Annotated in this window: 28 protein-coding genes; 15 read left to right on the forward strand and 13 right to left on the reverse strand. The window is 63.8% G+C overall.

Annotated elements, in window-relative coordinates; genetic code table 11:
• Window positions 1–11: 11 nt before the first annotated feature.
• From EB231_RS09845 to EB231_RS09875, 7 genes are all read right to left on the reverse strand, one after another.
• Window positions 12–1,448: an MFS transporter gene (locus EB231_RS09845; RefSeq protein ID WP_172348634.1), complete on the reverse strand. Its 1,437-nt coding sequence runs from the start codon at window positions 1,446–1,448 to the stop codon at window positions 12–14.
• A 180-nt stretch (window positions 1,449–1,628) separates the two neighbouring features.
• Entirely contained in the window at window positions 1,629–2,108 is a 480-nt protein-coding gene (locus EB231_RS09850) for a DUF992 domain-containing protein (RefSeq protein WP_172348635.1), read from the reverse strand.
• 86 nt (window positions 2,109–2,194) lie between these two features.
• Window positions 2,195–2,671 (reverse strand): DUF992 domain-containing protein, encoded by a 477-nt coding sequence (locus tag EB231_RS09855; protein WP_172348636.1) that lies wholly within the window; start codon window positions 2,669–2,671, stop codon window positions 2,195–2,197.
• Between the two features lie 205 nt (window positions 2,672–2,876).
• Window positions 2,877–3,719 (reverse strand): tetratricopeptide repeat protein, encoded by an 843-nt coding sequence (locus tag EB231_RS09860; protein WP_172348637.1) that lies wholly within the window; start codon window positions 3,717–3,719, stop codon window positions 2,877–2,879.
• A gap of 192 nt (window positions 3,720–3,911) precedes the next feature.
• Window positions 3,912–4,178: a 30S ribosomal protein S21 gene (gene rpsU / locus EB231_RS09865; RefSeq protein WP_027056687.1), complete on the reverse strand. Its 267-nt coding sequence runs from the start codon at window positions 4,176–4,178 to the stop codon at window positions 3,912–3,914.
• 176 nt (window positions 4,179–4,354) lie between these two features.
• Entirely contained in the window at window positions 4,355–4,741 is a 387-nt protein-coding gene (locus EB231_RS09870) for an SET domain-containing protein (RefSeq protein ID WP_172348638.1), read from the reverse strand.
• A 111-nt stretch (window positions 4,742–4,852) separates the two neighbouring features.
• On the reverse strand, window positions 4,853–5,611 hold the full coding sequence (locus EB231_RS09875; RefSeq protein ID WP_172348639.1) for an SDR family oxidoreductase: 759 nt from the start codon (window positions 5,609–5,611) through the stop codon (window positions 4,853–4,855).
• A gap of 196 nt (window positions 5,612–5,807) precedes the next feature.
• On the opposite strand from EB231_RS09875, the gene EB231_RS09880 reads away from it, so the two are divergent.
• The 9 genes from EB231_RS09880 to EB231_RS09920 all read left to right on the forward strand — a co-directional run bounded on the left by EB231_RS09880 (window position 5,808) and on the right by EB231_RS09920 (window position 14,514).
• On the forward strand, window positions 5,808–6,515 hold the full coding sequence (locus EB231_RS09880; RefSeq protein WP_172348640.1) for a hypothetical protein: 708 nt from the start codon (window positions 5,808–5,810) through the stop codon (window positions 6,513–6,515).
• Window positions 6,516–6,695: 180 nt separating this feature from the next.
• A complete protein-coding gene (locus EB231_RS09885) occupies window positions 6,696–7,949 on the forward strand; it encodes a sarcosine oxidase subunit beta (protein WP_172348641.1) in 1,254 nt (417 codons plus the stop codon).
• Between the two features lie 2 nt (window positions 7,950–7,951).
• Window positions 7,952–8,374 carry a hypothetical protein gene (locus tag EB231_RS09890; protein ID WP_172352856.1) on the forward strand — a complete coding sequence of 141 codons (423 nt, stop codon included), beginning with the start codon at window positions 7,952–7,954 and terminating at the stop codon, window positions 8,372–8,374.
• Between the two features lie 11 nt (window positions 8,375–8,385).
• Window positions 8,386–8,697: a sarcosine oxidase subunit delta gene (locus EB231_RS09895; protein WP_172348642.1), complete on the forward strand. Its 312-nt coding sequence runs from the start codon at window positions 8,386–8,388 to the stop codon at window positions 8,695–8,697.
• Window positions 8,694–11,702 carry a sarcosine oxidase subunit alpha gene (locus tag EB231_RS09900; RefSeq protein WP_172348643.1) on the forward strand — a complete coding sequence of 1,003 codons (3,009 nt, stop codon included), beginning with the start codon at window positions 8,694–8,696 and terminating at the stop codon, window positions 11,700–11,702. The genes EB231_RS09895 and EB231_RS09900 overlap by 4 nt, the downstream gene beginning before the upstream one ends.
• Entirely contained in the window at window positions 11,695–12,279 is a 585-nt protein-coding gene (locus EB231_RS09905; protein ID WP_172348644.1) for a sarcosine oxidase subunit gamma, read from the forward strand. The genes EB231_RS09900 and EB231_RS09905 overlap by 8 nt, the downstream gene beginning before the upstream one ends.
• Before the next feature lie 58 nt (window positions 12,280–12,337).
• Window positions 12,338–12,568, forward strand: a complete 231-nt coding sequence (locus EB231_RS09910) for a hypothetical protein (protein WP_172348645.1) — start codon at window positions 12,338–12,340, stop codon at window positions 12,566–12,568.
• A 77-nt stretch (window positions 12,569–12,645) separates the two neighbouring features.
• A complete protein-coding gene (locus tag EB231_RS09915) occupies window positions 12,646–13,431 on the forward strand; it encodes a ThuA domain-containing protein (RefSeq protein WP_172348646.1) in 786 nt (261 codons plus the stop codon).
• Window positions 13,432–13,464: 33 nt separating this feature from the next.
• Window positions 13,465–14,514, forward strand: a complete 1,050-nt coding sequence (locus EB231_RS09920) for a Gfo/Idh/MocA family protein (RefSeq protein ID WP_172348647.1) — start codon at window positions 13,465–13,467, stop codon at window positions 14,512–14,514.
• Window positions 14,515–14,645: 131 nt separating this feature from the next.
• Here the strand turns inward: EB231_RS09920 and EB231_RS09925 are convergent, their stop codons facing one another.
• From EB231_RS09925 to EB231_RS09950, 6 genes are all read right to left on the reverse strand, one after another.
• Window positions 14,646–14,894, reverse strand: a complete 249-nt coding sequence (locus EB231_RS09925) for a DUF680 domain-containing protein (RefSeq protein ID WP_172348648.1) — start codon at window positions 14,892–14,894, stop codon at window positions 14,646–14,648.
• A 181-nt stretch (window positions 14,895–15,075) separates the two neighbouring features.
• Window positions 15,076–15,720 carry a TetR/AcrR family transcriptional regulator gene (locus tag EB231_RS09930; protein WP_172348649.1) on the reverse strand — a complete coding sequence of 215 codons (645 nt, stop codon included), beginning with the start codon at window positions 15,718–15,720 and terminating at the stop codon, window positions 15,076–15,078.
• Window positions 15,721–15,812: 92 nt separating this feature from the next.
• Complete coding sequence (locus tag EB231_RS09935; RefSeq protein WP_172348650.1) at window positions 15,813–16,589, reverse strand: SDR family NAD(P)-dependent oxidoreductase; 777 nt, start codon at window positions 16,587–16,589, stop codon at window positions 15,813–15,815.
• Between the two features lie 12 nt (window positions 16,590–16,601).
• The gene (locus tag EB231_RS09940) at window positions 16,602–17,636 is read right to left on the reverse strand and encodes a phosphotransferase (RefSeq protein WP_172348651.1); all 1,035 of its coding nucleotides are present in this window, start codon (window positions 17,634–17,636) and stop codon (window positions 16,602–16,604) included.
• Window positions 17,633–18,118, reverse strand: a complete 486-nt coding sequence (locus tag EB231_RS09945) for a MaoC family dehydratase (protein ID WP_019861112.1) — start codon at window positions 18,116–18,118, stop codon at window positions 17,633–17,635. Before EB231_RS09945 ends, EB231_RS09940 begins: the two co-directional genes overlap by 4 nt.
• Window positions 18,119–18,157: 39 nt before the next feature.
• On the reverse strand, window positions 18,158–18,973 hold the full coding sequence (locus EB231_RS09950; RefSeq protein WP_172348652.1) for an SDR family oxidoreductase: 816 nt from the start codon (window positions 18,971–18,973) through the stop codon (window positions 18,158–18,160).
• A 120-nt stretch (window positions 18,974–19,093) separates the two neighbouring features.
• Between EB231_RS09950 and EB231_RS09955 the strand changes: the two genes are divergently transcribed.
• The 6 genes from EB231_RS09955 (at window position 19,094) to EB231_RS09980 (ending at window position 25,034) form a co-directional block, all read left to right on the forward strand.
• Window positions 19,094–20,335, forward strand: coding sequence for an acyl-CoA dehydrogenase family protein (locus EB231_RS09955; RefSeq protein ID WP_172348653.1), 1,242 nt, complete (start codon window positions 19,094–19,096; stop codon window positions 20,333–20,335).
• Window positions 20,336–20,387: 52 nt separating this feature from the next.
• Window positions 20,388–21,425 carry a zinc-binding dehydrogenase gene (locus EB231_RS09960; RefSeq protein WP_172348654.1) on the forward strand — a complete coding sequence of 346 codons (1,038 nt, stop codon included), beginning with the start codon at window positions 20,388–20,390 and terminating at the stop codon, window positions 21,423–21,425.
• A 220-nt stretch (window positions 21,426–21,645) separates the two neighbouring features.
• A complete protein-coding gene (locus EB231_RS09965) occupies window positions 21,646–22,839 on the forward strand; it encodes a glycosyltransferase family 87 protein (protein ID WP_172348655.1) in 1,194 nt (397 codons plus the stop codon).
• Window positions 22,832–23,818: a glycosyltransferase family 2 protein gene (locus EB231_RS09970; RefSeq protein WP_172348656.1), complete on the forward strand. Its 987-nt coding sequence runs from the start codon at window positions 22,832–22,834 to the stop codon at window positions 23,816–23,818. Before EB231_RS09965 ends, EB231_RS09970 begins: the two co-directional genes overlap by 8 nt.
• Window positions 23,815–24,630, forward strand: coding sequence for a ChbG/HpnK family deacetylase (locus tag EB231_RS09975; protein ID WP_172348657.1), 816 nt, complete (start codon window positions 23,815–23,817; stop codon window positions 24,628–24,630). Before EB231_RS09970 ends, EB231_RS09975 begins: the two co-directional genes overlap by 4 nt.
• Window positions 24,627–25,034 carry a GtrA family protein gene (locus EB231_RS09980; protein ID WP_172348658.1) on the forward strand — a complete coding sequence of 136 codons (408 nt, stop codon included), beginning with the start codon at window positions 24,627–24,629 and terminating at the stop codon, window positions 25,032–25,034. The genes EB231_RS09975 and EB231_RS09980 overlap by 4 nt, the downstream gene beginning before the upstream one ends.
• The last annotated feature ends 44 nt before the right edge of the window (window positions 25,035–25,078 follow it).

The raw sequence follows: 25,078 nt of genomic DNA on the forward strand, positions 1-25,078 counted from the left end.
TTGAATCTGCGTCAGCCGGTGGCTTCCAGCGGCCGGTTTGCGGCCGTGGATGTCCGCAAGGCAGCGACGCAACCGAGGACGCCGAGCGGCACGAAGGCGAGGAACAGCCAGCTCGCGACGTTGGCTGCCGCGTCGTGGTTCAATCCTTGCGAAAAACCGCTGGCATTGGCGACGATGCCGGCAAGGGCGGCGCCCACGGCGTAACCGATGCGCTGCATGGTCGGCACCGCGGCCGAGGCGATGGTCTGTTCGTCGTCCGGAGCGGAGGCGACGATGACGCGGGTCAGGAACGGCCAGGCGATGCCGAAGCCGCCGCCTTGCAACAGGGCGCATATCAGGATCAGCGGGATCGAGCCCAGCGGTATCGTATAGGCGAAGCCGGCGATGCCCGCCGCGATCATCAATGCGCCGCAGACAATGATCAGGCGCTCGCGCTGTGGCGGGGCGTTGGCGACAAGGATCGACAGGATCGACCAGGCGATCGATTCGGCGGCGATGATGTAGCCGGTGGTCAGCAGCGGAATGTCGTGCAGGCTGGTCAAAAGCAGCGGTCCGTAGACGCCGAAGGAACAGGTCGCGACGGAAAAGGCGGCGACCATGGTCATGCCCGCGCCCACCGGCGTCCGCCACGAGAACAGTCGCGCCGGGAAAAGCCGCGAGCGCGGCTTCAGCGCATCGACGAAGAAGAACAGCGCCAGGCCGGCCAGGCCCAGCACGATCAGCAGCGAGGAGCGCAGCAGCGCGATATCGACGCCGGCCGAGGCGATCAGCACCACGGCGACGGCAAGACAGCCAAGCGCGGCGAACGGGAAGGGGGGTGCCTTGCCCGCGCCGGCGATGGGTCGCTTCGCCTCCGGGGTGTTCAGAACGAGGAAGCTGGCCAGAGCCATGGCGGTGCCGCCGAAGGTGAAGACGCCGAAGGCCCAGCGCCACGACAGGAGCTCGGTCATGATCGCGCCCAGCAACGGGCCGCTGAAGGCGGCGACGCCCCAGATCGCCGACATGATGCCGAAAAGCTGCGGCCAGATGGCGCGCGAAAACAGCCGCTCGACCGAGACGAAAGCCAGCGACACCAGCGCGCCGCCGCCAAGTCCTTCGATCAGGCGGCCGGCGAGGAACAATTGCATGGAAGGCGAGGTGGCGCAGATCAGTGCGCCGGCCGCGTAGAGCAGGGCCGCGACCACCATGTTGGTGCGCAGCGCCACATAGCTCACCAGCCGTCCGGCCGCGGCGCCGGCGACGATGGCACCGAGCTCGTAGACCGCCAGCGACCAGCCGACGAGCTGTACGCCGGCCATTTCACCGACCATGGCCGGCATGACGGTCGCCACCATCGTCTCATTGGTGGCGTGCAGCAGGATGCCGAGGCTGATGAAGCAGAAGCGCGCCAGGTCGCCGCTCGCCCATAATGCGCGCCAGTCGACCCTGTTTGTGCTGATTTCAGTCATATCCACCCTATGCTCTGCATATCTCGATCGCGGCGTACGGCACCAGAAGCCAGCAAGGCTTTCCGGCAGGACCATGCGCGGCCATAGCGCCGGATAGCGTGCCTATCGAGGTGCCGGTCCGGTCGGGGTGGGCTTGTAGGACCTCAACCGCGGTTGAGGACAAGCGGTTTTTTCAAGAGGTCAGTTCTCGGTGCTGCGCAGCTGGAACTGGCTGACGCCGATGGCGAGATTGACGCCTGTCTGGGTCTGCAGGCTGAGTGGCTGGAGCGTGAAAGCCCGCGAAGAGCCGCCGACCAAAAGATTGGCGCCGGCTCCGACGGCAGCCGTGACCTCCGCGCTGGCGCCGATATAGTCGCCCGCCAGCGCACCGGGCGCGTAGATGTTCTTCAGCGGCGTCAGCACCAGCCAGCGCATCACCGCCTGCTTTGTCGTGCCGATGTCGAGGCCGTATTTGTTGACCGCGCCGAAATAGGCCTCCGGCGCGAAGGTCTTGTCGGTCGGGGTGAAGGTGCAGCTGAGGTCCTTGGACGAACCGAAGATGAAGCCGGTGCCGCCACCTATGGCGCATTCAAGGGTACCGAGTTCGATGCCGCGGTCCTGCGCCTGCGTCTGTGTGGCGCCGAGCACGAGTGCAATCACGGCAGCGGCTGTCTTCGACATGGCGTTCCCCTCAAAATCAAACGGCGCGGAACCATCCTATATGGTTCCGCGCCGCAAGGTAGAGAGGAGCGCGTAGCTCCTTGCGATCACTTGAGCGAGTGGATCAGCTGAAGCGAGGTCACAGCCACGGCGAGATTGACGCCGGTCTGCGCCTGGACGCTGAGCGGCTCCAGCATGAAGGCGCTGTCGAAGCCGCCAACCAGCAGATTGGCGCCGCCGCCGGTAACGACGCTCGCCTCGGCGTTGACTCCGTAATAGCTGCCGGCAAGATCGCCCGCATCGCGGTCGCGGGTTGCGGCAAAAACCGCCCAGACGAGCTGGCCCTGATGTGTCTGGCCGAGATCGACACCGATCTTGGAGATGACGCCGGTGTAAATCTCCGACGGTCCGTGATGATAGGGACGGAAGACGCAGGACACGCCCTTGTTGGAGGCGACGATATAGGCGGTGCCGCCGTCGATGGTGCAGTCGAGCGTGCCGAGCTGCAGCCTGCCGGCGCTGGCCGGGGCGGCAGCGAACACGGTCGTTGCAAGGGCAGCGGCGCAGACGAGTTTCTTGATCATGGGAGGGTCCTTTCGCAAATCGCTTGGAAATAACGGCTTGAATGGCCAGACCGTTCCGCTGAAAACTTGGCGCGAACAAGGCAAGGGTTAACGGTCTGCCGCAGGGGTTAATGCACGGTTGCCGGATTGCGGGCGATCTTCAGCGCCGCGTGTCCTTTTGGACACGCGGGATGGCGCTTTAATATCGGATCCGTCTAAGTCGAGGTCAGCTGACCCGGGCGAGGCCATCCTTGGCCGGCTGATAGGTGGGGTCGAGGCGCACGGCCTCGCGATAGGATTTCGCCGCCTTGGCCTTGTCGCCGCGCCGCTCGTAGATCAGCGCCTGATTGGCCCAGGCCTCGGCGTTCTTGCCGTCGAGCTTGATGGCCATGTTGAAGTCGGAGAAGGCATTGTCCTCGTCGCCCGTCGCCAGATAGGAGAGGCCACGGCCGTTGTAGGGCTCTGCCGCATCCGGCGCCAGCGAGATGGCGGTCGAGAAGTCCTCGATGGCGAATTTGTGCTGGCCCTGACTCTGATAGATCAGGCCGCGATTGTGGTAGGCGCGGGCGTCCGTCGTGTCGAGCTGGATCGCTTTCTGGAAGTCGTTGAAGGCATCCTGGGTCCGGCCCGCCTTGCGGTAGAGATTGCCGCGGCCGATATAGGCGGCATCATAACTGCCGTTGATCTGGATCGATCGGTTGTAGTCGGCGAGAGCGGCTTCCTGGTTGCCGAGGAAGCGCTGGATGAGAGCCCGGTTGGAATAGGCCTGGTAGAAATTCGGGTTGAGTTGGATGGCCTGGTTGAAGTCCTTGAGCGCCGCCTGGTATTGGCCGCCGCGGCCATAGGCCGAACCACGGACGTTATAGCCTTCCGGATCCTGGGGATTGCGCTGGATCACCGCCGACAGCGAGGAGATATTCTCGCTCGATCCTTGCGCCTTGTCGATGTTGTTGAACTCGCCGGTCGGGCCCGATGTCTGGCAGCCGGCAAGCACCAATCCGGAAAGCAGGGCCGCTGTCAGGGCGAAACCACGCAATGCGGTCCCGCGCTCCACGCTCGTTGCGTTCATGTCTGCCCTGTCCTCACTTGCGCCGTCGTTCAGGTCCGGTTCCCCCCTCCGGGCCGGGTCACAATGTCATAAACTGTCAGAGCGTGATTTGTGCGCCCAGATGGGCGCGAGTCGCTCTAAACAAAAAGGTGGCGGCGATTCCGCATCGCGCCACCTCAGTATCCTTCGAAAAGGACGAAATATTGGCGATAATCAGCGCGGCGGACGCGCTGCACCAGCAGCACCACCGGCGGGAACGGGACGCGGGGTCATCGGCAGCAGGCCTTCGCGCTGAGCGCGCTTGCGAGCCAGCTTGCGGGCGCGGCGAACGGCCTCGGCCTTTTCACGGGCGCGCTTCTCGGAAGGCTTCTCGTAGTGACCGCGCATCTTCATTTCGCGGAAAATGCCTTCGCGCTGCATCTTCTTCTTGAGCGCGCGAAGCGCCTGATCAACGTTATTGTCGCGGACGAGTACCTGCACGGGCAATCCTGTCTTTCGGGTTTGATATCAACAGGCAAGCGGCCATAGCCACTAGCCTCCGCGGCGGTCGACACCACGAATTGTGGCGGCTGATAGCAGAATCAAGCCGCGCTGTCCACAGTCGAAATGCAGGACAACAGCCAAATTGCCACGGTAGGCGCGAGATAGGGCGCCGACTACGCCGTGGCCAGGTGCAGCCGTTCGAAATCCTGGAAGAATTCGCCGTAGTCGCAGGTGATCTCCTCGCCGGCGGCAATGTCGCGCGTCGCGGTGGCGCCGCCATATTGCGAAAAATCGGTGTTCGGCGTCGCCGAATGGTTCATAAAGCGGCCATTGTCGACCTCATAGACCATGAAACCCGGCCGATCCGGGCTCGGATAGGCGTAGCGGTCGAGCAATTCCTTCAGAGGCTGGGGCGCGGCCTCGTATTTGTCCATCGGGATCAGCCGGTCGAAATCCGGGTCGAGCCGCCAAATCGAGGCGCCTTTCCGGATCGGCTCGGCGGCAAACATGCCGACGCCCTCGATTGCGCTCGCGGCGACATAGGTTCGGATCAGCATCATGGTTTCGGGACCCGTTTCGACACCAAAACGGAATCGCCAAATCACGCGGAAAAAGCAAGACCGGCTGCCTGCGTCAAAGCGGCGAACCGGCCTGTTGCCTGCAAAAAACCTTCACGTCCGGTTGATCGAGACGCCGCCATCGGCAAACAGCGCGGTTCCCGTGGTGAAGCTCGAGGCGTCGGAGGCGAGATAAAGCGCCGAACGGGCAATCTCCTCAGGCTGCGCCATGCGTTTCAAGGCATGGATGCCTTCGACGAAAGCGCGGGCCTCGGGTGTCGTCGTCGTCGCGCCTGGCGTGTCGGTGCCGCCCGGCAGCAAGGCGTTAACGCGCAGGCCTTTCGGGCCGTATTCGGCGGCCAGAACCTGTGTCAGGCCGATCAGGCCGGCCTTGGCTGCGGCGTAGGCGGCCATGCCCGGCATGCCGGCGGTGTAGCCGACAAAGCTCGAGGTGAAGATCAGCGAGCCGCCGCCGCGCTCCAGCATCGCCGGTATCTGGTACTTCGCTCCGAGAAAGGCGCTGGTCAGGTTGATGTCCATCGTCTCGTGCCATGCCGCCGGCATCATGTCGGGCAGCGGCGCCATCAGGCCGACGGCGCCGGCATTGTTGAAGGCAATGTCCAGACCGCCGAAGCTTTCGACCGCCAGATCGACAAGAGCCTTCGCATAGGCTTCGTCCCTGACGTCGCCGGCAAGGGCGGCGGCCGTGCCCTCCGCATCCGATATCTCGGCGACCAGCGTGTCGAGCTCGGCTTGACGGCGGGCGGAGACGACAAGCTTCGCCCCTTCCTCGGCGAAGAGTTTCGCGGTGGCGCGGCCGATGCCGGAGCTGGCACCGGTGACGATGGCGATCTTGTTGGCGAGTGCGAGCATCTTTTTGGCATCCCTGTTTCGTGCCGATCTTGCCGGCAATCGGGATGTTGATCGCAGCCTAGGGCGGCGCGAGCCACCCGATACCTGCGAAGGCATCGGCGAAGATTCTTGACGCCGGATGGACACCGGGCTACCAAGTCGCCATTCAACCTTGCGGGTGGACGCGCCACCCATTTCAATGACCCCCCAAGACATAATGAGCAAGTTGCTGGCCCCCGGCTTCGAGGGCGACAGCGAGTTGACGTTCGCTCTTCAATCGGCATTTGAAAAAGGCTTTCCGCTCGAAAACCTTCGGCCGCTGCTGACGTCCGACAACCTTCATACGCAGGCCGCCGCCGCCTACTTGGTGGCCGAAATTAGCCCCAGCTTCAGCATGAATTGCGTTGTTGGGGAGATCGCCGATCTGCTCGACAGCGAAATTGTACGGATCAGGTTCGACGCGATAGAGGCGCTGTTGGGCTGCACGACACCGGCCGATGGAGCCATTCTCGGCCGCGTGATGCTCAGGCTGGACGATGAGGTGTTCGGCGTCCGATGGAAGGTAGCGCAGTTCATCCGCCTTGCAGAGCGATGGCAGCTACGCCTGGCAGTGGAGAATGCCGCCGAACTCTGCCCAGATTCAGCATTCCCAATCCTGGCTAAGGCTCACGGCCAGTACCTCACCGCGACTACCACGACAGTGCGATGGTTGCTCGATCACCCGAACCCCCTCGTGCGGCGCTTTGGTGCGGCCGTCGCCGCCAGACCGCGCTCTGTGGTTGACGAGCAGTTCTTGGCGATGGCTGAAGCGTCGCATGACGTCGAAGTCAGGGAGATCGCGGCAGCCTCATATCGTATCCAACTGACGCCGATCTATGCGGTTTGGTCTTCTACCTTGTCTAGAAAACGTGCCTCTTCCGCATAGGTTCGTGCTTTGCATTGGTTGCGACGCCCCCGGTCTTTTTCGGCGTGGCGCAAAACGGCAAGCGCCGTCGCAAACAGCGCAAGGGTGGAAGCGCTGTTTCGCTAGTGATACACCTCGCGCGCCGGGCCAAACAAAAGCCCGGCTGCAATCCGCGAGATCTGTTGGCGCGAGGCTGGGACGTTGAAAAAATATTCGGTATTCGCCATCGCCCGCGAGGCCATGCGCGGCCACAAGGGCTGGGAGGAACAATGGTCCTCGCCTGAGCCCAAGAAGGAATACGACGTCATCATCGTCGGCGCCGGCGGCCACGGCCTGGCCACCGCCTATTACCTCGCCACGGTGCACGGCATCACCAATGTCGCGGTGCTGGAAAAGGGCTGGCTCGGCGGCGGCAATACCGGCCGCAACACCACCATCATCCGCTCCAACTATCTCTATGACGAGAGCGCCGGGATTTACGACCATGCGCTGAAGCTGTGGGATGGGCTTTCCCAGGAGCTCAACTACAACGTCATGTATTCGGCGCGGGGCGTCATGATGCTCGCCCACAATGTGCACGACATCCAGGTGCTGAAGCGCCATGTCCATGCCAACCGGCTGAACGGCATCGACAATGAGTGGCTGACACCGGAGCAGGCGCAGGAATTCTGCCCGCCGCTCAACATCTCGAAGGACGCACGCTACCCGGTCGTCGGGGCTGCCCTGCAGCGCCGCGGCGGCACGGCGCGCCACGACGCCGTTGCCTGGGGCTATGCGCGCGGCGCCTCGGCGCGCGGCGTCCACATCATCCAGAATTGTGAGGTCACCGGCGTCAAGCGCGCGCCGAATGGCGCGGTCATGGGTGTCGACACGACGCGAGGCTTCATCGGCGCCAAGAAGGTCGGCGTGGTGGCCGCGGGCCATTCCTCGGTCATCATGAACATGGCCGGCGTGCGCATGCCGCTGGAAAGCTATCCGCTGCAGGCGCTGGTTTCCGAGCCGGTCAAGCCGGTCGTGCCTTGCGTGGTGATGTCGAACACGGTGCACGCCTATATCTCGCAGTCCGACAAGGGCGAGCTGGTGATCGGCGCCGGCACCGACCAGTACGTCTCCTATTCGCAGACCGGCGGCCTGCACATCTTGCAGCACACGCTGGACGCCATCTGCGAGATGTTCCCGATCTTCACGCGCATGAAGATGCTGCGCTCCTGGGGCGGCATTGTCGACGTGACGCCCGACCGCTCGCCGATCCTGGCCAAGACGCCGGTGCCCGGCCTCTATGTCAATTGCGGCTGGGGCACGGGCGGCTTCAAGGCGACACCTGGTTCGGGCCATGTCTTTGCCCACACCATCGCCAGGGACGATCCGCATCCGATCAACGCGCCCTTCACCATCGAACGCTTCCGCACTGGCCGGCTCATCGACGAGGCGGCTGCGGCGGCTGTGGCGCACTGATGATGATGGCCGAAATGGCTGTCGCGATGCCGCTGATGCTGGCGGGGGAACAGGGCATGTTCCATTTGCCGTCGGCGGAAGAGGTGCGGCTGCAGCCGATCACATGCGCAGGCAACGAGGCGGGATGGCCGTTTTCGGTTGATGAGGGAACGCTTGCCTGTGTGTGGAGCGCCGGCCAGAAAGTGGTGATGTTCTTTGAAGGCCGGCCGAAGGGCCTGGATGAAGACGAGGATTTCAAACCGCGTGGCGTCATCGTCACGACCGACCCGGTGCAACTGACGCTTGGCAACATGGCCAACCGCGCCCTGTTCCGCAATTCCTCTGATGTCGAGGAGCGGCTGCGGCTTGTCGCGCCGTTCGTGACCATGGGCCAGAAGCTTTGTGACCAACCCCCCGGCGCCCGCGTCGGCCACGGCGAATTGTAGGAACGAACAGAATGCTTCTCATCCGCTGCCCCTATTGCGAGGAAGAGCGCCCGGAACTCGAATTCCGCAACGCCGGCGAGGCGCATATAGCGCGCTCGGCCAACATTGCCGGCGAGAGCGACGACGACTTCGAGAAGTTCTTCTTCATCCGCTCGAACCCCAAGGGCATCATCTATGAGCGCTGGCGGCACATGCATGGCTGCGCGCGCTTCTTCAATGCCGTGCGCGACACCGTCACCGACAAGTTCCTCATGACTTACAAGGCCGGCGAACCCAAACCCGCCAAGCTGCCCAAAAACTCCAACGAAGTGGTTGCCAAATGAGCGGCGCGTTCCGCATTCCGGGCGCCGGTCGCCTCAGCCAGGCCAAGACCGTGCGGTTCAGCTTCGACGGCCAGTCCCATACCGGCATCGAGGGGGATACGCTGGCGTCCGCACTGCTTGCCAATGGCGTGCATCTGGTCGGCCGCTCGTTCAAATATCACCGCCCGCGCGGCTTCCTGTCCGCCGGCGCTGAAGAGCCTAACGCGCTGGTGCAGATCGTACGGGACGATGCGCGCAAGACGCCGAATGTTCGCGCTACCGTCCAGGAACTCTATGACGGGCTCGCCGCCAACTCGCAGAACCGCTGGCCGTCGCTGTCCTTCGACGTCGGCGCGGTCAACGATTTGGCGTCGCCGATGTTTTCGGCCGGCTTCTACTACAAGACCTTCATGTGGCCGAAAGCGGCCTGGAAGAGCCTTTACGAGCCCAAGATCCGCGAAGCCGCCGGCCTTGGTGTGTCTCCGGACAAGCCTGATCCCGACCATTATTCCTCGCGCTACGCGCATTGCGACGTGCTGGTGCTGGGCGGTGGTGCCGCCGGCATCGCGGCGGCATTGGCCGCGGCCGAAACCGGCGTGCGCGTCATCCTCGCCGACGAGCAGGCTGAGTTCGGCGGCAGCCTGCGTTTCGAGACCGGCGCGAAGATCGACGGACAGAACGGTTTCGCCTGGGCTCAAGCGACGGTGGCGAAGCTCGCCGCCATGGACAATGTCCGCGTGCTCTCGCGCACGACGGCCTTTGGCTACTACGCGCAGAATTTCGTCGGCCTGGTCGAGCGCGTCAGCGATCATCTGAAGGCCCCCGGCCATGATCTGCCGCGTGAGCGGCTGTGGCAGGTGCGTGCCAAGCGTGTTGTACTGGCCTCGGGCGCCATCGAGCGCCACATGGTGTTCGCCAACAATGACCGGCCCGGCATCATGCTGGCGGGCGCGGCGCGGACCTTCCTCAACCAGTATGGCGTGGCGGTCGGCAGGAATGTCGGCGTCTACACCGCCAATGATTCCGCTTACGCGGCGGCGATCGACCTGAAGAAGGCCGGCGTCAATGTCGCGGCGATCGTCGATCTGCGCGACAACCCGACAGGCCCGGTGATCGACGAGGCGAGGGCGCTCGGCATCGAGATCAATTTCGGCCGCGCTGTGATCCGCGCGGGCGGCAAATTGCGTGTATCCTCGATGACCGTACAGCCGAAGAATGGCGGCGGCGAACGTACCATTCCTGTCGACGCGATCCTGATGTCGGCCGGCTGGACGCCGTCGGTGCATCTGTTCTCGCAGTCGCGCGGCAAGGTCGCCTTCAACGACGAGACCAAGCGCTTCGTGCCGGGCACCTATGCGCAGGACTGCGTCTCGGTCGGCGCCTGCAATGGCACCGACGGCCTCTCGGCAACGGTTGACGAGGCCTATGCGGCCGGCGCCAAGGCGGCCAGGGATGCCGGCGCGAAGGATTCCAGCGCCAAGGCGGGCAAGGGCACGAAGCCGAAGGTCGACGCCTCGGAAAGCTGGTCGCGCGGCATGCTGGGTGCGGCACCCGGCGCCGGCCCGGACACGACGGTCAAGGCGTTCGTCGATTTCCAGAACGACGTCACCGCCAAGGACATCCGCCAGGCGGTGCATGAAGGCATGCGCTCGATCGAGCACGTCAAGCGCTTCACCACCAACGGCATGGCGACCGACCAGGGCAAGACCTCCAACATGCATGGGCTTGCGATTGCCGCCGAGACGCTGGGCAAGCCGATCCCCGAAGTCGGCCTGACCACCTTCCGCGCGCCCTATACGCCGGTCACCTTCGGCGCGATCGTCAGCCATGCGCGCGGTCCGCTGTTCGACCCGACGCGCAGGACGGCGACGCATCCGTGGGCCGAGGCGCAAGGTGCTGTGTTCGAGGATGTCGGCCAGTGGAAGCGTGCCTGGTATTTTCCCAGGGCCGGCGAGGACATGCATGCGGCGGTCGACCGCGAGTGCGTCGCGGTTCGCACGACGGCGGGCCTGTTCGATGCCTCGACGCTCGGCAAGATCGAAGTGGTCGGGCCGGACGCGGCCAAATTCATGGAACTGCTCTACACCAATCCGTGGGAGAAGCTGGAGCCCGGCCGTTGCCGCTATGGCATCATGCTGCGCGAGGACGGCTTCATCTATGATGACGGTGTCGTTGGCAGGCTGGCGCCTGACCGTTTCCATGTGACGACGACGACGGGCGGGGCGCCGCGCGTCATGAACCATATGGAAGACTATCTCCAGACAGAGTTCCCGCATCTGAATGTCTGGCTGACCTCGATCACCGAGCAGTGGGCTGTCATCGCGGTGCAGGGTCCCAAGTCGCGCGACATCATCGCGCCGCTGGTCGAAGGCATCGACATGTCGGATGAGGCGCTGCCGCATATGTCGGTGCGCGAAGGCAGGATCTGCGGTGTGCCGACAAGGCTGTTCCGCATGTCGTTCACCGGCGAGCGCGGCTTCGAGGTCAACGTGCCGGCCGACTACGGCCAGGCCGTGTGGGAAGCGCTGTGGGCCGAGGGCCAGAAACATGGCGCTGCCGCCTACGGGACCGAGGCGATGCACGTTCTGCGCGCCGAAAAGGGCTACATCATCGTCGGCCAGGATACGGACGGCACGGTGACGCCGAACGATGCCGGTCTTGACTGGGCGGTCGGCAAGAAGAAGGCCGATTTCGTCGGCATCAGGGGCATGGCGCGGCCGGATCTGGTCGCCAAGGGGCGCAAGCAGCTGGTCGGCCTGAAAACCAAGGACCCGAAGGTGGTGCTGGAGGAAGGCGCACAGATCGTCGAGGATCCCAAGCAGGCGATCCCGATGAAGATGATCGGCCATGTCACCTCCAGCTACTGGTCGCAGAATTGCGGCCGCTCGATCGCGCTGGCGCTGGTCGCCGGCGGCCGCGACCGGATGGGCGACACCCTCTATGTGCCGATGCCGAACGGGGTGATCGAAGTGGAGGTTACCGGCATGGTGTTCTTCGACGAGACGGGAGGCCGCCTCAATGGCTAAGGCTGCTGCAAAGAAGACGGCTGCGGCCGCGTCGCCTTCGGTGGACCGCCGTCCGGCATTGGCCGGCCGCGCCACATCGGGGGCCGGCGTGAAGGTTGAAGTGCTGCCGCCGGCCGAGCGTATCTCGCTGCGGGCGCCTGAGGCATCGGTCGCGGCGCTTTCGAAGGCGCTTGGCCTGGCCTTGCCGAGGAAGCCGAAGACCTCGGTGTCGAAGGCGGGCCGCACCGCTCTGTGGCTCGGCCCAGACGAATGGCTTGTCATCGACGAGGCTGGCAAAGACCCGCTCGCTGATTGCGCAGGGGTTGCCGCGCTGCATTCGGCGGTCGGCATCTCGCATCGCAACGTCGCGATATCCGTCGCCGGTGCGGCGGCCGAAGCCGCGATCAATTCGGGCTGCCCGCAAGACCTTTCGCTCGACGCCTTCCCGGTGGGGGCGGCCTCGCGCACCATTCTCGGCAAGGCCGAGATCGTGCTGTTGCGCACGGCCGAGGACGCCTTCCGGGTCGAGTGCTGGCGTTCTTTCTCGGACTATGTCTTTACTTTCCTGTCCGAGGGAGCCCGCGACGCGGCTGGCTGACCCGGAACGTTTGCCGTCCGCGTCCGTTGTGCGGCAACAGGTCGAGGGAGAAATGCCGATGCCATCGAAGTCCGCACCGAAGTCGCCGGTGAAAAAGACGTCGGCCGTCCGCTCGCTTGAGCATGAGCAACACGAAGCGCCAAGCGCCGAACAGGAACTCGAGGAAGGCCTCGAGGACACGTTCCCGGCCAGCGATCCGGTGTCCATTACCAGTTCGGCGATCCCCGGCGCGCCAGCCAAGCCGGGCAAGGCCAAGACCGTTCCCGGGCGGAAACCCCGCAAGCCCTGATTTTCAGCAATTTGGTCGAAAGGCATCTTCCCAAGGCATCGTCAGTTGAGATATTCAAAGCGCTTTGGAGAGGAAAAATGCCGATAAAAGCTGTCGTCTGGGGCGAGAACGTCCATGAGCAGACCAATGCCGCCGTGCGCGACCTCTATCCCCTGACCATGCATGGCACGATTGCCGCGGCGCTCAACCAGGACCAGGGCATCGAGGCCACCACCGCAACTCTGCAGGAACCCGAACACGGTTTGAACGAGAAGCGCCTCGCCGCCACCGATGTGCTTTTGTGGTGGGGGCATGCCGCGCATGGCGAGGTCAAGGACGAGATCGTCGAGCGGGTGCAGAAGCGGGTCTGGGAAGGGATGGGGCTGATCGTGCTGCATTCCGGCCATTACTCGAAGATCTTCAAGCGGCTGATGGGCACGCCCTGTTCGCTGAAATGGCGCGAGGCGGGCGAACGCGAGCGCGTCTGGGCGATCAATCGCGGCCACCCGATCGCGCAAGGCATCGGCGAATGCCTGGAGATCGGCGAAACGGAAATGTATGGCGAGCCGTTCGCGGTGCCGGAGCCGCTGGAGACGGTGTTCATCTCCTGGTACGAGGGCGGCGAGGTGTTCCGGTCCGGGCTGACCTATCAGCGCGGCGCGGGCCGCATCTTCTATTTCTCGCCCGGCCACGAGACCTATCCGATCTATCACAATGAGGGCGTGCAGCAGGTGCTGCGTAATGCGGTGCACTGGGCGCACAATCCGGCGCCCGCATGGTCGGGCATCACCAATGCGCCCAACGTGCCGACGGACAAGGCCAAGGAGAAGATCGAGCAGAAGGGCCTGCGCCTGCATGCCGATGGCGACAAGGGTCTGAGTTAATGGGGGGCCTGAGTTAATGGGGGACCTGATCTGATGCATCGCCTGCTCTTGCTCGGCACCGGCTGGATCGCCGGACATCATATCGAAGAGTTCGCAAAGGTTCCTGGCTGCAGCATTGTCGCCTGTGTCGATCAGCTGCCTGGCCGCGCGGCGGCCTTTGCCGCTGCCAACGAGATCGGCGTTTCTTTCGAGAGCCTTGAAGCGGCGATCGCCTGGGGCGATTTCGACGCCGCCATCAACGCCACTCCGGACGGTGTGCATAAGGCGACGACGCTGGCGCTGCTTGCCGCGGGAAAACATGTCTTTTGCGAAAAGCCGCTGGCACCGAACCATGCCGATGCGCTTGCCATGACCGAAGCGGCCGAGGCCGCCGGCCTCGTCAACATGGTCAATCTCACCTACCGCAATTCACCGGCGATCCAGGAAGCACGGCGTCTGGTGTTGGCGGGCGCGATCGGCGAATTGCGCCATGTCGAGGCGAGCTACAAGCAGAGCTGGCTGGTCAGCAAATCCTGGGGGGACTGGCGCGTCGAGGACAAATGGCTGTGGCGCCTGTCGAGCCGGCACGGTTCAACCGGGGTTCTGGGCGATGTCGGCATCCACATCCTGGACTTCGCCACCTATGGCGCGGCCCAGGATATTGTCAGCCTGCACGCCGATCTGGTGACGTTTCCGAAGGCCGACGGCAACCGGATCGGCGACTATGTGCTGGACGCCAATGACAGTGTGGCGATGACGGCACGGCTGACATCCGGCACGCTGGCGACGATCATGGCGAGCCGCTACACAACCGGCCATGGCAATGATTTGTCGCTGGCGCTGCATGGCACCAGAGGAGCGCTCAAGGTCGAGACCGATGGCAAGGCGGCGCGGCTGTCGGCGTGCCTGGGAGAGGACGTCGATGTTCAGCTCTGGCGAGAGCTGGCCCTGCCGGATGTCAAGCGCAACGCCCAGCGCTTCGCCGATGCGCTGGATAGCCGGCAGAACGGCGATCCGTCCTTCCGGCGCGCCGCCGACATGCAGAGGCTGATCGACGCTGCCTTTGAGAGTTCAGCTGCCAAGCTGCCGATTACAACCGGCTGACATGCTCGCCCGACCGGCTTGTACCGGCCAGGTGCGTTTCGGCGTAACTCTTTGTTTGGACGCAATTCCCAAAGGCAAGCGCTACGCGCTTGTCCCGGGAAAACCGCTACACACTCTTCCTGGAATTGCTCTTAGAACGCGCTAGGCACGATCCAGGGATTGATGCTGATGCCAAGGCGCGGGCCCTTGCCTTCGGCCTTGTTTTCCGTGGCGGCCTTCTTCTCGACCGAGCCGGTCGATGCGCAATCGAGCTTCACATTGGTCCTGGTGTCGACGCAGGTCGCGGCCGGCAGGTGCTTGACCGGCTGGGTGGCACCGGCGGCGAAGGCCGAGCCGGAAAGGGCCAGCACGGCGGCGAGGGTGAGGAGCGTCTTTTTCATTGCCAGTCTCCGTTTTCGACGGTCAAATTTCTTCGTACATGTACGTTACGGCGTACAAATACGACCGCCGATCGCGAAGTTCAAGTCAGGATCGTACGCGTACGATAAATTTTTTGTTAACCAAGAATCTGCTCTCGGTTCGAAAGGTGGCGAGGAAGCGTGGAAACGAAGGAGATATCGTTCAGCAGTTGACCGGTGTGTCGGTCAATGGCGGCACGTTCTGCGTGCTGAGTGCGGCCAGTTGGAAATCGCACATGCGTTTCACGAAGGCATGCGGGTCGCCGAAGGGATAGAAGGGAAAGGTGATCAGCAACGAGATCGTGCCGTGGCCGACCGCCCACAGCATGGTGGCGATGGCGCGTGGATCGCCTTGCAATTTTCCGGCGGCGACGCAGGCTTCGACTCGCGTGATCAGCGCCTTCATCGCCGGGTTGGCCTCGTGCATTTCTTCAAAACTCCGGCCTTCCGGTGGCGTGGTCTTTTCGGTCATGAAAACGGTGCGGTATTCATTGGGATTGCCGAGGCCGAAAGCTGCATATTCAGTCATCACCGCCTGCAGGGCTTCGATCGGATCATCTGACGAGTGCCCCTCGATGCGGCGGGCAAGCGTCTCGAAGGCGTCTTCGGCAAGTGCAAACAGGATGTCCTGCTTGTCGGCGAAATAGGAATAGACCGACATCGGCGCATAGCCGACCCGCTTCGCCAGCTTGCGGATGGTCAGGCCCTCATAGCCTTCTTCCTGGACAAGCTTGTGCGCGGCTTCGAGCAGTTCGGAGCGCAGTTCGGCCTTTTGTTTTTCGCGGCGTTTCTGGACGCTCGGCGGCAAAATCTGGTGCCTTCGTTTGGTTAGTGCCTGGCTAAATTATATACGCTGTACGGAAACGGACAAGGGCACGGGAAGTTCCCATGCGGCATGGTTCAGATGGCGCCGACGCCGCCGTCGATGGCCAGCGCGTGGCCGGTCATGAAGGAATTGGCCGGGGCGGCGGCGAACAGGATGGCGGTGATGACTTCATCGACTTCAGCCACGCGTTTCATCGGCACACCGCGTGTCAGTTCGGCCAACGCCTCTGCCTCCGGCGCGCCGGAGACGCGCACGAAACTATCGACCATCGCCGTCCTGGTGTGGGCAGGGCAGATGGCGTTGATGCGCACACCCTTGGTCGCGTATTCGGCCGCCGCCGATTTGGTCAACCCGACGACGCCATGCTTGGCTGCCGCGTAGACCGAGAGCTTTGGCGCGCCGACCAGTCCGGCAACCGAGGCAATATTGACGATGGCGCCGCCCTTGGCCGTAGCCTTGAACTGCCGCTCCATCTGCGGGATCTGGTGCTTCATGGCATAGAAGACGCCGAGCAGGTCGATCTCAAGCACGCGGCGGGCTTCGTCCGACGGCACCTGTGGCAGGCGCACGAAACTCTGGACAATGCCAGCATTGTTGACGGCGACATCCAGCCGGCCGAATTTCTCGACCGCCAGCCCGACCAGATCCTCGGACAGTTTCTCGTCCGCGATGTTGCCGGCCAGGATCGCCGTTTCAGCCGGCAAGGAAGCTGCAAGATCGGCGAGCCCCCTTTCGTCGATGTCCGACAGCACCAGCCGCGCACCCTCGGCGGCAAAGCCTTTCGCGGCACCACGGCCGAGCCCGCCGGCGGCACCCGTGATCAGCACCGTTGCTCCGTCAAAGCGGCCCATCATGGCTCCCCATCATCTCTGCTTCTCGATCAGTTTGGCGGCGAGATGCGAAAGCAGCTTCACCGCCTCGCCATAGGTTCTGGCCTTTTCGGGATTGGAGGCGTTGCCGTCCAGCGCGCGCTTGTAGACGCCCTGGCAGATCGCCGCCAACCGGAAGAAGGAGAAGGCGAGGAAGAAGGTCCAGTTGCCGATGCCGGTGAGCCCGCGCCGCCGGCAATAGGCGGCGACGTATGCCTCCTCGGAGGGTAGCCCGAGCGCGGCGCGGTCGATACCGCCCAGGCCGCGAAAGCCGGAAGCATGTGGCAGACGCCATTGCATGCATTGATAGGCGATGTCGGCGAAGGGGTGGCCTGATGTCGACAGTTCCCAGTCGAGCACCGCCAATACCCTTGGCTGGTCCGGCGCGAAGATCAGATTGTCCAGCCGGTAGTCGCCATGCACCAGCGATATCAGGCCGTCATCCGCGGGCATGTGCGTTTCCAGCCAGGCAATCAGCCGGTCCATGTCGGCAATGGTGCCGGTCTCCGAGGCACGATACTGGCTGGTCCAACGCGCCAGCTGCCGCTCGAAATAATTGCCCGGCCGGCCGAAATCGCCGAGACCCACGGCCTCGACATCGACGTCGTGCAGGGCCGCGAGCGTTCCGTTCATGGCGTCGTAGATCGCGGCGCGCTCGTCATTGTCGCGCCCCTCGGGCAGCGCCGGATCCCAGAAGATGCGGCCGTCGAGGAAATCCATGACGTAGAACATGCGGCCGATCGGCGAGTCCTCCGCCGACAGATGCAGCATTGCGGGCACCGGTACGGCGGTGCCGGCAAGCGCCTTCATCACCCGGAATTCGCGGTCGACTTGATGCGCCGATTTCAGCAATTGGCCCGGCGGCTTGGCACGCAGCACATAGCGGCCACTGTCCGCTGTCAGCAGATAGGTCGGGTTCGACTGGCCGGATTTGAACTTTTCGATTGAACGAAGCCCGGCAAAACCATGGATATGCGCTTCAAGATAAGGCGCAAGCGCTGCCTGGTCGAGCGCGTTGGCGTCGCTCATGCGGTCTCGGGCTGGCGTTCGATCAGGGTCAGCGTCAGCCAGCGAGCGGTCAGCGCCGGCTTCTTCGAGCCCTCGATCTCGATCGTCACGTCGTGTGCCGTCTGCACCCAACCTGAGGGTCTCACCTTGACATCGGCCAGCACGAAACGGGTGCGGATGCGGGCGCCCGTCTTCACCGGCGCCAGGAAGCGCAGCGAATCGAAGCCATGGTTGACGCCCATCTTGCCGTTCTCCAACGGCGGCATGGTCTCGAACGTCATCGCCGAAAGCAGCGACAGCGACAGGAAGCCATGCGCGATGGTGCCGCCGAACGGCGTTTCGCGCTTGGCCCGCTCGGGGTCGCAGTGGATGAACTGGTGGTCGTCGGTGGCGTCGGCGAACTGGTCGATCATGCGTTGCGTGACCACCCGCCACGGTGAGACGCCGACTTCCTTGCCGACACTGGCCAGAAGCACATCGAGACTGATTGGTTCCACGCTCATGTCCTCCAGTTCACCTCCGGCTTCTGCGGCCGGAAAATGTCATTCCTTGAACAAGGTCAATCCATGCTGCACCGACTGCCCCCCATCGATCGGCAGGATGGCGCCGGTGACATAGCTGCCCGCACGGCTGCACAAATAGAGCGTTGCGCCGGCAATGTCATCCGGTGCGCCGATACGGCCGATCGGAACGTGGCTACCGACATGCCTGGCTTGTTCATCCGTGCCGGTGGCAAAAGCCGTCATGCGGCTCTGGAAGGGGCCGGGGGCAAAGGCGTTGACGGTGATGCGGAGGGCGGCGAACTCGAGCGCGAGCGTACGCGTCAGGTGATGCACCGCGGCCTTGGACGCCGTGTAGGAATAGGCGTCGTCGGCCAGCGGCTGCGTGCCCATCACCGAACCCAGATTGATCACCCGGGCCGGATCGCTATCGCTGGCGGCGGCTTCGAGCAGTGGCAGCAATTCGCGCGTCAGATGGAAGACCGCGGTGACATTGACGCCGAAAACCTTCGCCCATGCCGAATAAGGGAAACTCTCCAGCGGCGCGCCCCAGGAAACGCCGGCATTGTTGATCAGAATATCGAGTTTTTCGGTCCGCGCCTTGACCTCGGCGACGAGTGCGGCGATGCCAGCCTCACTTGAGACGTCGCCGGCAAAGCCCTCGGCCCGGCCTGGCGCGCCAAGCCCGTTCAGTTCGGCGGCGACCTTGACGCAATCCTCGCCCTTGCGCGAAGCGATCATCACGCTGGCGCCGGCTCTCACCAACGCCGTTGCCGCCATGCGGCCGATGCCCGTTGCCGCTCCCGTTACCAGCGCCGTCTTGCCGGCCACAGAAAACAGCTCGTCGAGATAGGCCATTCCAATCCTCCACGCTTCGCCTCGGTGTCGGGCAAAGAGTTCGCGTTGACAAGGCTATCCGAAGTACGGTCATCCTTGCCACGGGTAAAATGCCCGGCCTGCATGAAGGGTTAGCGACCGATGACGGAGATGAATCTCGGCATGACCGAGCGGCTGAAGCCGATCCACGCACGCGTCGCGGCGATGGTGCGCGATGAGATCATGCCGCTCGACAAGGAATTCTTGGGCGAAGTGGGTAAGGCAGGCGACCGCTGGGTCTACAGCGCTCGCCAAAGCGTGATCCTCGAAGGGCTGAAGAAGACCGCAAGGGAGCGCGGCCTGTGGAACTTCTGGCTGACCAGCTCGGATCGCGGCTACGGTCTTTCCACTGTCGAATACGCCTATCTGGCCGAGGAGATGGGCAAGGCGCATTTGGGTGCCGAGACCTTCAACTGCTCGGCGCCCGACACCGGCAACATGGAAGTGCTGGAACGCTACGGTTCGGCCGACCATAAGAAAGCGTGGCTGGAACCGTTGCTCGAGGGCAAGATCCGCTCGGCCTATCTGATGACCGAACCGGACGTGGCGTCATCCGACGCCACCAACATTTCGATGCGCTGCGAGCGGCAGGGCGACGACTACGTCCTCAACGGCGAAAAATGGTGGGCGTCAGGCGCCGGCGACCCACGCTGCGCGATCTATATCGTCATGGTGCGGACCGGTGGCGACGAGGAACCGCAGCACCGCCGCCATTCAATGATCCTGGTGCCTTCGGATACAAAGGGCGTGACCAAGGTCCGCGCCATGCAGGTCTATGGCGACGATGATGCGCCGCATGGCCACATGCACCTTCGCTTCGACAATGTCCGGGTCCCGGTCTCGAACCTCATTCTTGGCGAGGGCAGGGGGTTCGAGATCGCGCAAGGACGGCTCGGCCCCGGCCGTATCCATCACTGCATGCGCGCCATCGGCCAGGCCGAGATGGCGCTGGAGATGCTGTGCCAGCGTTCGGTGCGACGCGAGGCCTTCGGCCAGCCCCTGGCGAAACTCGGCGCCAATTTCGACATCATCGCCGAATGCCGCATGGAAATCGAGATGGCCCGGCTGCTCTGCCTCAAGGCGGCGTGGATGATCGATCAGGGCGACGCGCGCGCGGCCGCCCCCTGGATCAGCCAGATCAAGGTCATCGCGCCGCGCGTCGCGCTGAGGATCACCGACGAGGCGGTGCAGATGTTCGGCGCGCAAGGCATCAGCCAGGACACGCCGCTGGCGCGCTCATGGACGCATCTGCGCACGCTGCGTCTCGCCGACGGACCCGACGCCGTGCATCGCCGCCAGGTGGCGCGCACGGAGTTGAGGAAATACACGCAGGAGAAGATCTGAGCAGATCGGCCCATCACATTTGCGGATTCGCCGACAAACATGGAGTGTGACAATGGCCATTCCCTCCGAAATGAAGGCGCTGCTCCTCGTCGGTGACGGCTATACCAGGACGCCGAGCGGCAGCGTGCTCGAGGCGATGGAGCCCTATCTCGAGCTAGGTAGCATCGCGGTGCCGGCGCCTGGACCGAGCCAGGTGCTGATCAAGGTCAGCCTGGCCTCGATCAATCCATCCGACGTCGCCTTCATCAAGGGCCAGTACGGCCAGCCGCGCGCCAAGGGCCGGCCGGCCGGCTTCGAGGGGATCGGCACCATCGTCGCCAGTGGCGACGAGCCTTATCCGAAAAGCCTCATCGGCAAGCGCGTCGCCTTCGCCACCGGCCTCAGCAACTGGGGCTCGTGGGCCGAATATGCCGTCGCCGAGGCAGCGGCCTGCATTCCGCTGCTCGACACGGTGCGCGACGAGGACGGCGCGGCGATGATCGTCAATCCGCTCACCGCGATCGCCATGTTCGACATCGTCAAACAGGAGGGCGAAAAGGCCTTCGTCATGACCGCCGGCGCCAGCCAGCTCTGCAAGCTGATCATCGGCCTCGCCAGGGAGGAAGGCTTCCGGCCCGTCGTCACCGTGCGCCGCGACGAGCAGATCGCACTGTTGAAAGAGATTGGCGCTGCCCATGTGCTCAACGAGAAAGCGCCGGATTTCGAGGCCACGCTGCGCGAGGTGATGAAGGCCGAACAGCCGCGCATCTTCCTCGATGCGGTCACCGGGCCGCTGGCTTCGGCCATCTTCAATGCCATGCCGAAACGGGCGCGCTGGATCATCTATGGCCGGCTCGACACGGACGCCACCGTCATCCGCGAGCCCGGCCAACTGATTTTCCAGCACAAGCATATCGAAGGCTTTTGGCTGAGCGAATGGATGCGCCAGTTCCGCGACCGCCGCGGTCCAGCGATCCTGGAAGCGCAGAAGCGTTTTTCCGACGGGCGCTGGTCGACCAACGTGACGGCCGTGGTGCCGCTCGCCGAGGCAATCGCGCGGGTGCCGGCGGAACTGGCCAAGCCCAATGGCAAGGTTTTCATTCGGCCTTGATGCCATCCACAGGAGTGCGGAAGCGCGAAACAGAAGGCTTTCCGAGCACCTTTCCCAGTGAGATCGTTGCCATGCCTGACCATCCGCGACGTCCCGCGAAGTTGATGGCCGCGTCTTTCAGCCCCCTATGCCGTGCTGCTTTGTCCGTGATATGCCGCCGCCATCGAATACCGGGACAGTGCTGGACTGAGCCTGTCCCGGATGTTGTTGGGGTGTCTTGATGACGATGTCCAAGCCGGTTTTCGACCGTTTGGGACTTGGCCTGTGGATCGGAGCGTTCCTGGTCGTTCTTGTCCTGGTCTTGTGGTCACCCCATACGCGGACGGTCTGGCAAGCCTATATAGACGGCAGCGAGGCGCTGCTGGCCCACCGGCCGCTCTACAATATCCAGTCCGAGATGGGATATCTCTATGCGCCGGCCTTTGCCGCGCTCTATGTTCCGATAGTGAAGCTCGGCCCGCATCTGGGCGGCCTGGTGTGGCATACTATCGGTTTCGCGGCGCTGACCTTCGCCGCGATGCGGCAGGTGCGCAAACTCGGCGGCGGGGAATTGCCATGGCTGCTTTCCTTCGGGCTGTTCCTTGCCCTGCCGATGGCGCTGGGTGCGATCCGCAACGGCCAGGCGACAATCCTTTTGACCGGTGCCTGCTGGCTTGTCACTTTGTCGGCGCTCGAAGGGCGGCGCGCCGAAACCTTCTTCTGGGCTTCGCTTGCCATCATAGCCAAGCCGACCGCGATCATCATGCTCTTGCTGGTGGGAGCCCTGCGTTTCCGGCTGATACCGGTGCTTGTGCTGGCGGTACTGTTCGTGCTCGCCTTACCCTACGCTTTCGCGCCCGCCGGCTATCTCAACGACCAATATCGTGCTTTCGCCGGGATGCTGACCGCGATGGCGGTCGACAACACCAGCCATTTTGTCCCCACCGACTTCACGGCGCCGTTCACCAAAATGGGGCTGCCCATCCCGGAATTCGGCGCCACGATCGTGCGCATCGTCATGGCCCTGTTTACGCTTTCAGCCGTCATCTGGTTTGACCGCAAGCTCGAACGCGGAACGGCTGGCCTCGCCATCTTCCTGACGGCGACGTTCTACATGTGTGTCTTCAACCCGCGCGTCGAGCCCAACACCTATGCCATGATCGCCGTGCCCGCCGGTCTCGCTATTGCCCTGTTGTGGCGCGAGGAACGAGGCGGCATGTTGGCCTCGGTGCTGTCCGTGATGCTGTTCCTGACAGGATTGACGGGCGTCGAGCGCCATATCCAGGATTTCACGTACCCCTGGTTCCGGCCGATCGCGGTCACCCTTATCGCCAGTTCCCTGATCTGGTGGTTTTGGGCGAGATCCGGCGACAAGGGGGCGCGAGACATGATGACGCGAGGCAAGGTGATGAATGAAAGGCCTGCAAATGGCTGAGTCGCGGCCTGTTCTCGACATCGTGGCGCCGTTCTTCAACGAGGCGCAATCGGCATCGGCTTTTGCCGCATTGCTCGACAAGCTTGAAGCCGCGGTGGCGCAGCGTTTCGGCATGGAGCTCCACAAGATCCTGGTCGACGACGGCAGTCGCGACGATGGCGCCGAGCGGTTTTCGCGGGCGCTGTCGGGTTCCTGGGAGATCGTGCGGCTCAGCCGCAATTTCGGCAAGGAGGTCGCGGTGCTCGCCGGCCTCGACCGGTCGCGCGGCGACATGGCGCTGGTCATGGACGCCGACCTTCAGCATTCGATGGACACCAGCCTGAAGATGATCGCCGAGCTGGTGGAAAACCCCGATATCGATGTCGTCTACGCGCAGAACGACCGCCGGGAGGCGAGCTGGCGGCGCAGCCAGCTGGCGCGGCTTTTCTATAGCCTGATCAACAGCAGCCAGCGTTTCGACATTCCCGAGAATGCGGGTGATTTTCGCGTCATGCGTGGTGCCGTGGTGCGCGCGCTGACGAGCCTGCGCGACAAGCGGCGCTTCAACAAGGGCCTGTTCGCCTGGGCCGGCTTCCGCCAGAAAGCCATACAGTATTCGCCGGAGAACCGTGTCACCGGGAAGTCGAAATGGAGCCGGCTCAACCTGATCGCCTTCTCGCTGGAAGGGTTTACCTCCTTTTCCGTCATTCCGTTGCGCATCATCAGCCTGAGCGGGATGTTGGCGGCGTTGGCGGGCCTTGTCTACGGAGCCAAAGTCTTCTTCGAGGTGATGTTCTACGGCATCGCCGTTCCCGGCTATCCCAGCCTCATGGTCGCCGTCGTCCTGCTTGGCGGCCTCAACCTCACCTTGCTTGGCCTGATCGGCGAATATGTCTGGGTCACGCTCTCGGAAAGCAAGGACCGGCCGGTCTATATCGTGCGCGATGTCATGCGCGGCGAGATGGCCCCTGACAGGCCGCCGGGCGCTTCCGGAACATGACGCGGCGCATCCGCCTGATCGCCGACGATTACGGCCTGGCGCCCGGCGTCTGCGCTGGGATTCTCGACCTGCTCGATCGCGGTCGCCTGACCGGCACCAGCTGCATGACAGGCTTTCCGGAATGGCCTGACGCGGCGGCGCGTATAAAGCCGCTGTGCGGCCGCGCGGCGGTCGGTCTGCACCTGACCCTTACCGACCAGCCGGCCGTCACCGGTCGGTCGAGCCTGGCGCCGGAAGGCCGGCTGCCGCCGCTGCGTTCGCTGGCATTGCCGGTCCTGCGCGGCCGCGTCGACGCGTGGGACGTCCATGCCGAGCTCGACGCGCAGTACAACCGCTTCATCGAGGCGTTGGGCCGCCAGCCTGACTTCATAGACGGGCACCAGCACGTGCATTTCCTTCCGGCCGTGCGCACATGGCTGCGGGCGCGTTTTTCCGAAGGCGGCAGGCCGGCGCTGCGTGGTGCTCCGGCAATTGGCGGGGCCGCCGTGGCGTCTAAAGTGGCGGCAATCGCTGCCTTGGCCGTCGGCTTCAACCGATCGATGGCGCGCGCCGGCTTCATCGTTTTCGAGCCGCTCGCCGGCATCTACGACTGGCGGCAACCTGAGAGATTTGCCCCCGTTCTGCAGGCTGCTGTCGAAGCACTGCCGCAACGAGGCCTGTTCATGTGCCATCCCGGCCATGTCGACGAGACGCTGCGGGCGCGCGACCCGATGCAAAGCGTGCGCGAGGTGGAATTCTCGGTCCTGGCCTCGGACGCGTTCGGCGCGAGCCTGGCCCGCGCCGGTGTCGAGATCATGGACGGCAAGGGATGAGCGGCGTGGATCAGCCCCGCCGTTCGACCGGCAGCAAGATCGTGCGCTTTGCCATTGTCGGGCTGGCGAACACGGCCATCGACCTTGCCGGCTTTTTCCTGCTGCTCAAGCTGCATGTCTCGCCGCTCCCGGCCAATGTCGTCTCATGGTCCATCGCCGTCGTCTTCTCTTTCGTGGCCAATGGCTTCTGGTCGTTCGAGCGCAACCACGCCATCCGGCTGCATGACGCTTTCCTGCGTTTCGTCTCGCTTGGGGCGCTGATTTCGCTCGGCGTTTCCAGCCTGTCGATAGCACTCTTCGCCGGCATCACCGGCGTGTGGCCGGCCAAGATCGGCGGTGTCATTGTGGCCGCGGTGCTGAATTTCCTCGCCGCGCGCTGGTCGATCGAAGGCCGGCTCAAGTAGCGGCACTATCTTCCCTGACGAAGCCGCGGGTGGAAAACAGCCAT

This window comes from Mesorhizobium sp. NZP2298, from assembly GCF_013170825.1.
Lineage (GTDB): Bacteria > Pseudomonadota > Alphaproteobacteria > Rhizobiales > Rhizobiaceae > Mesorhizobium.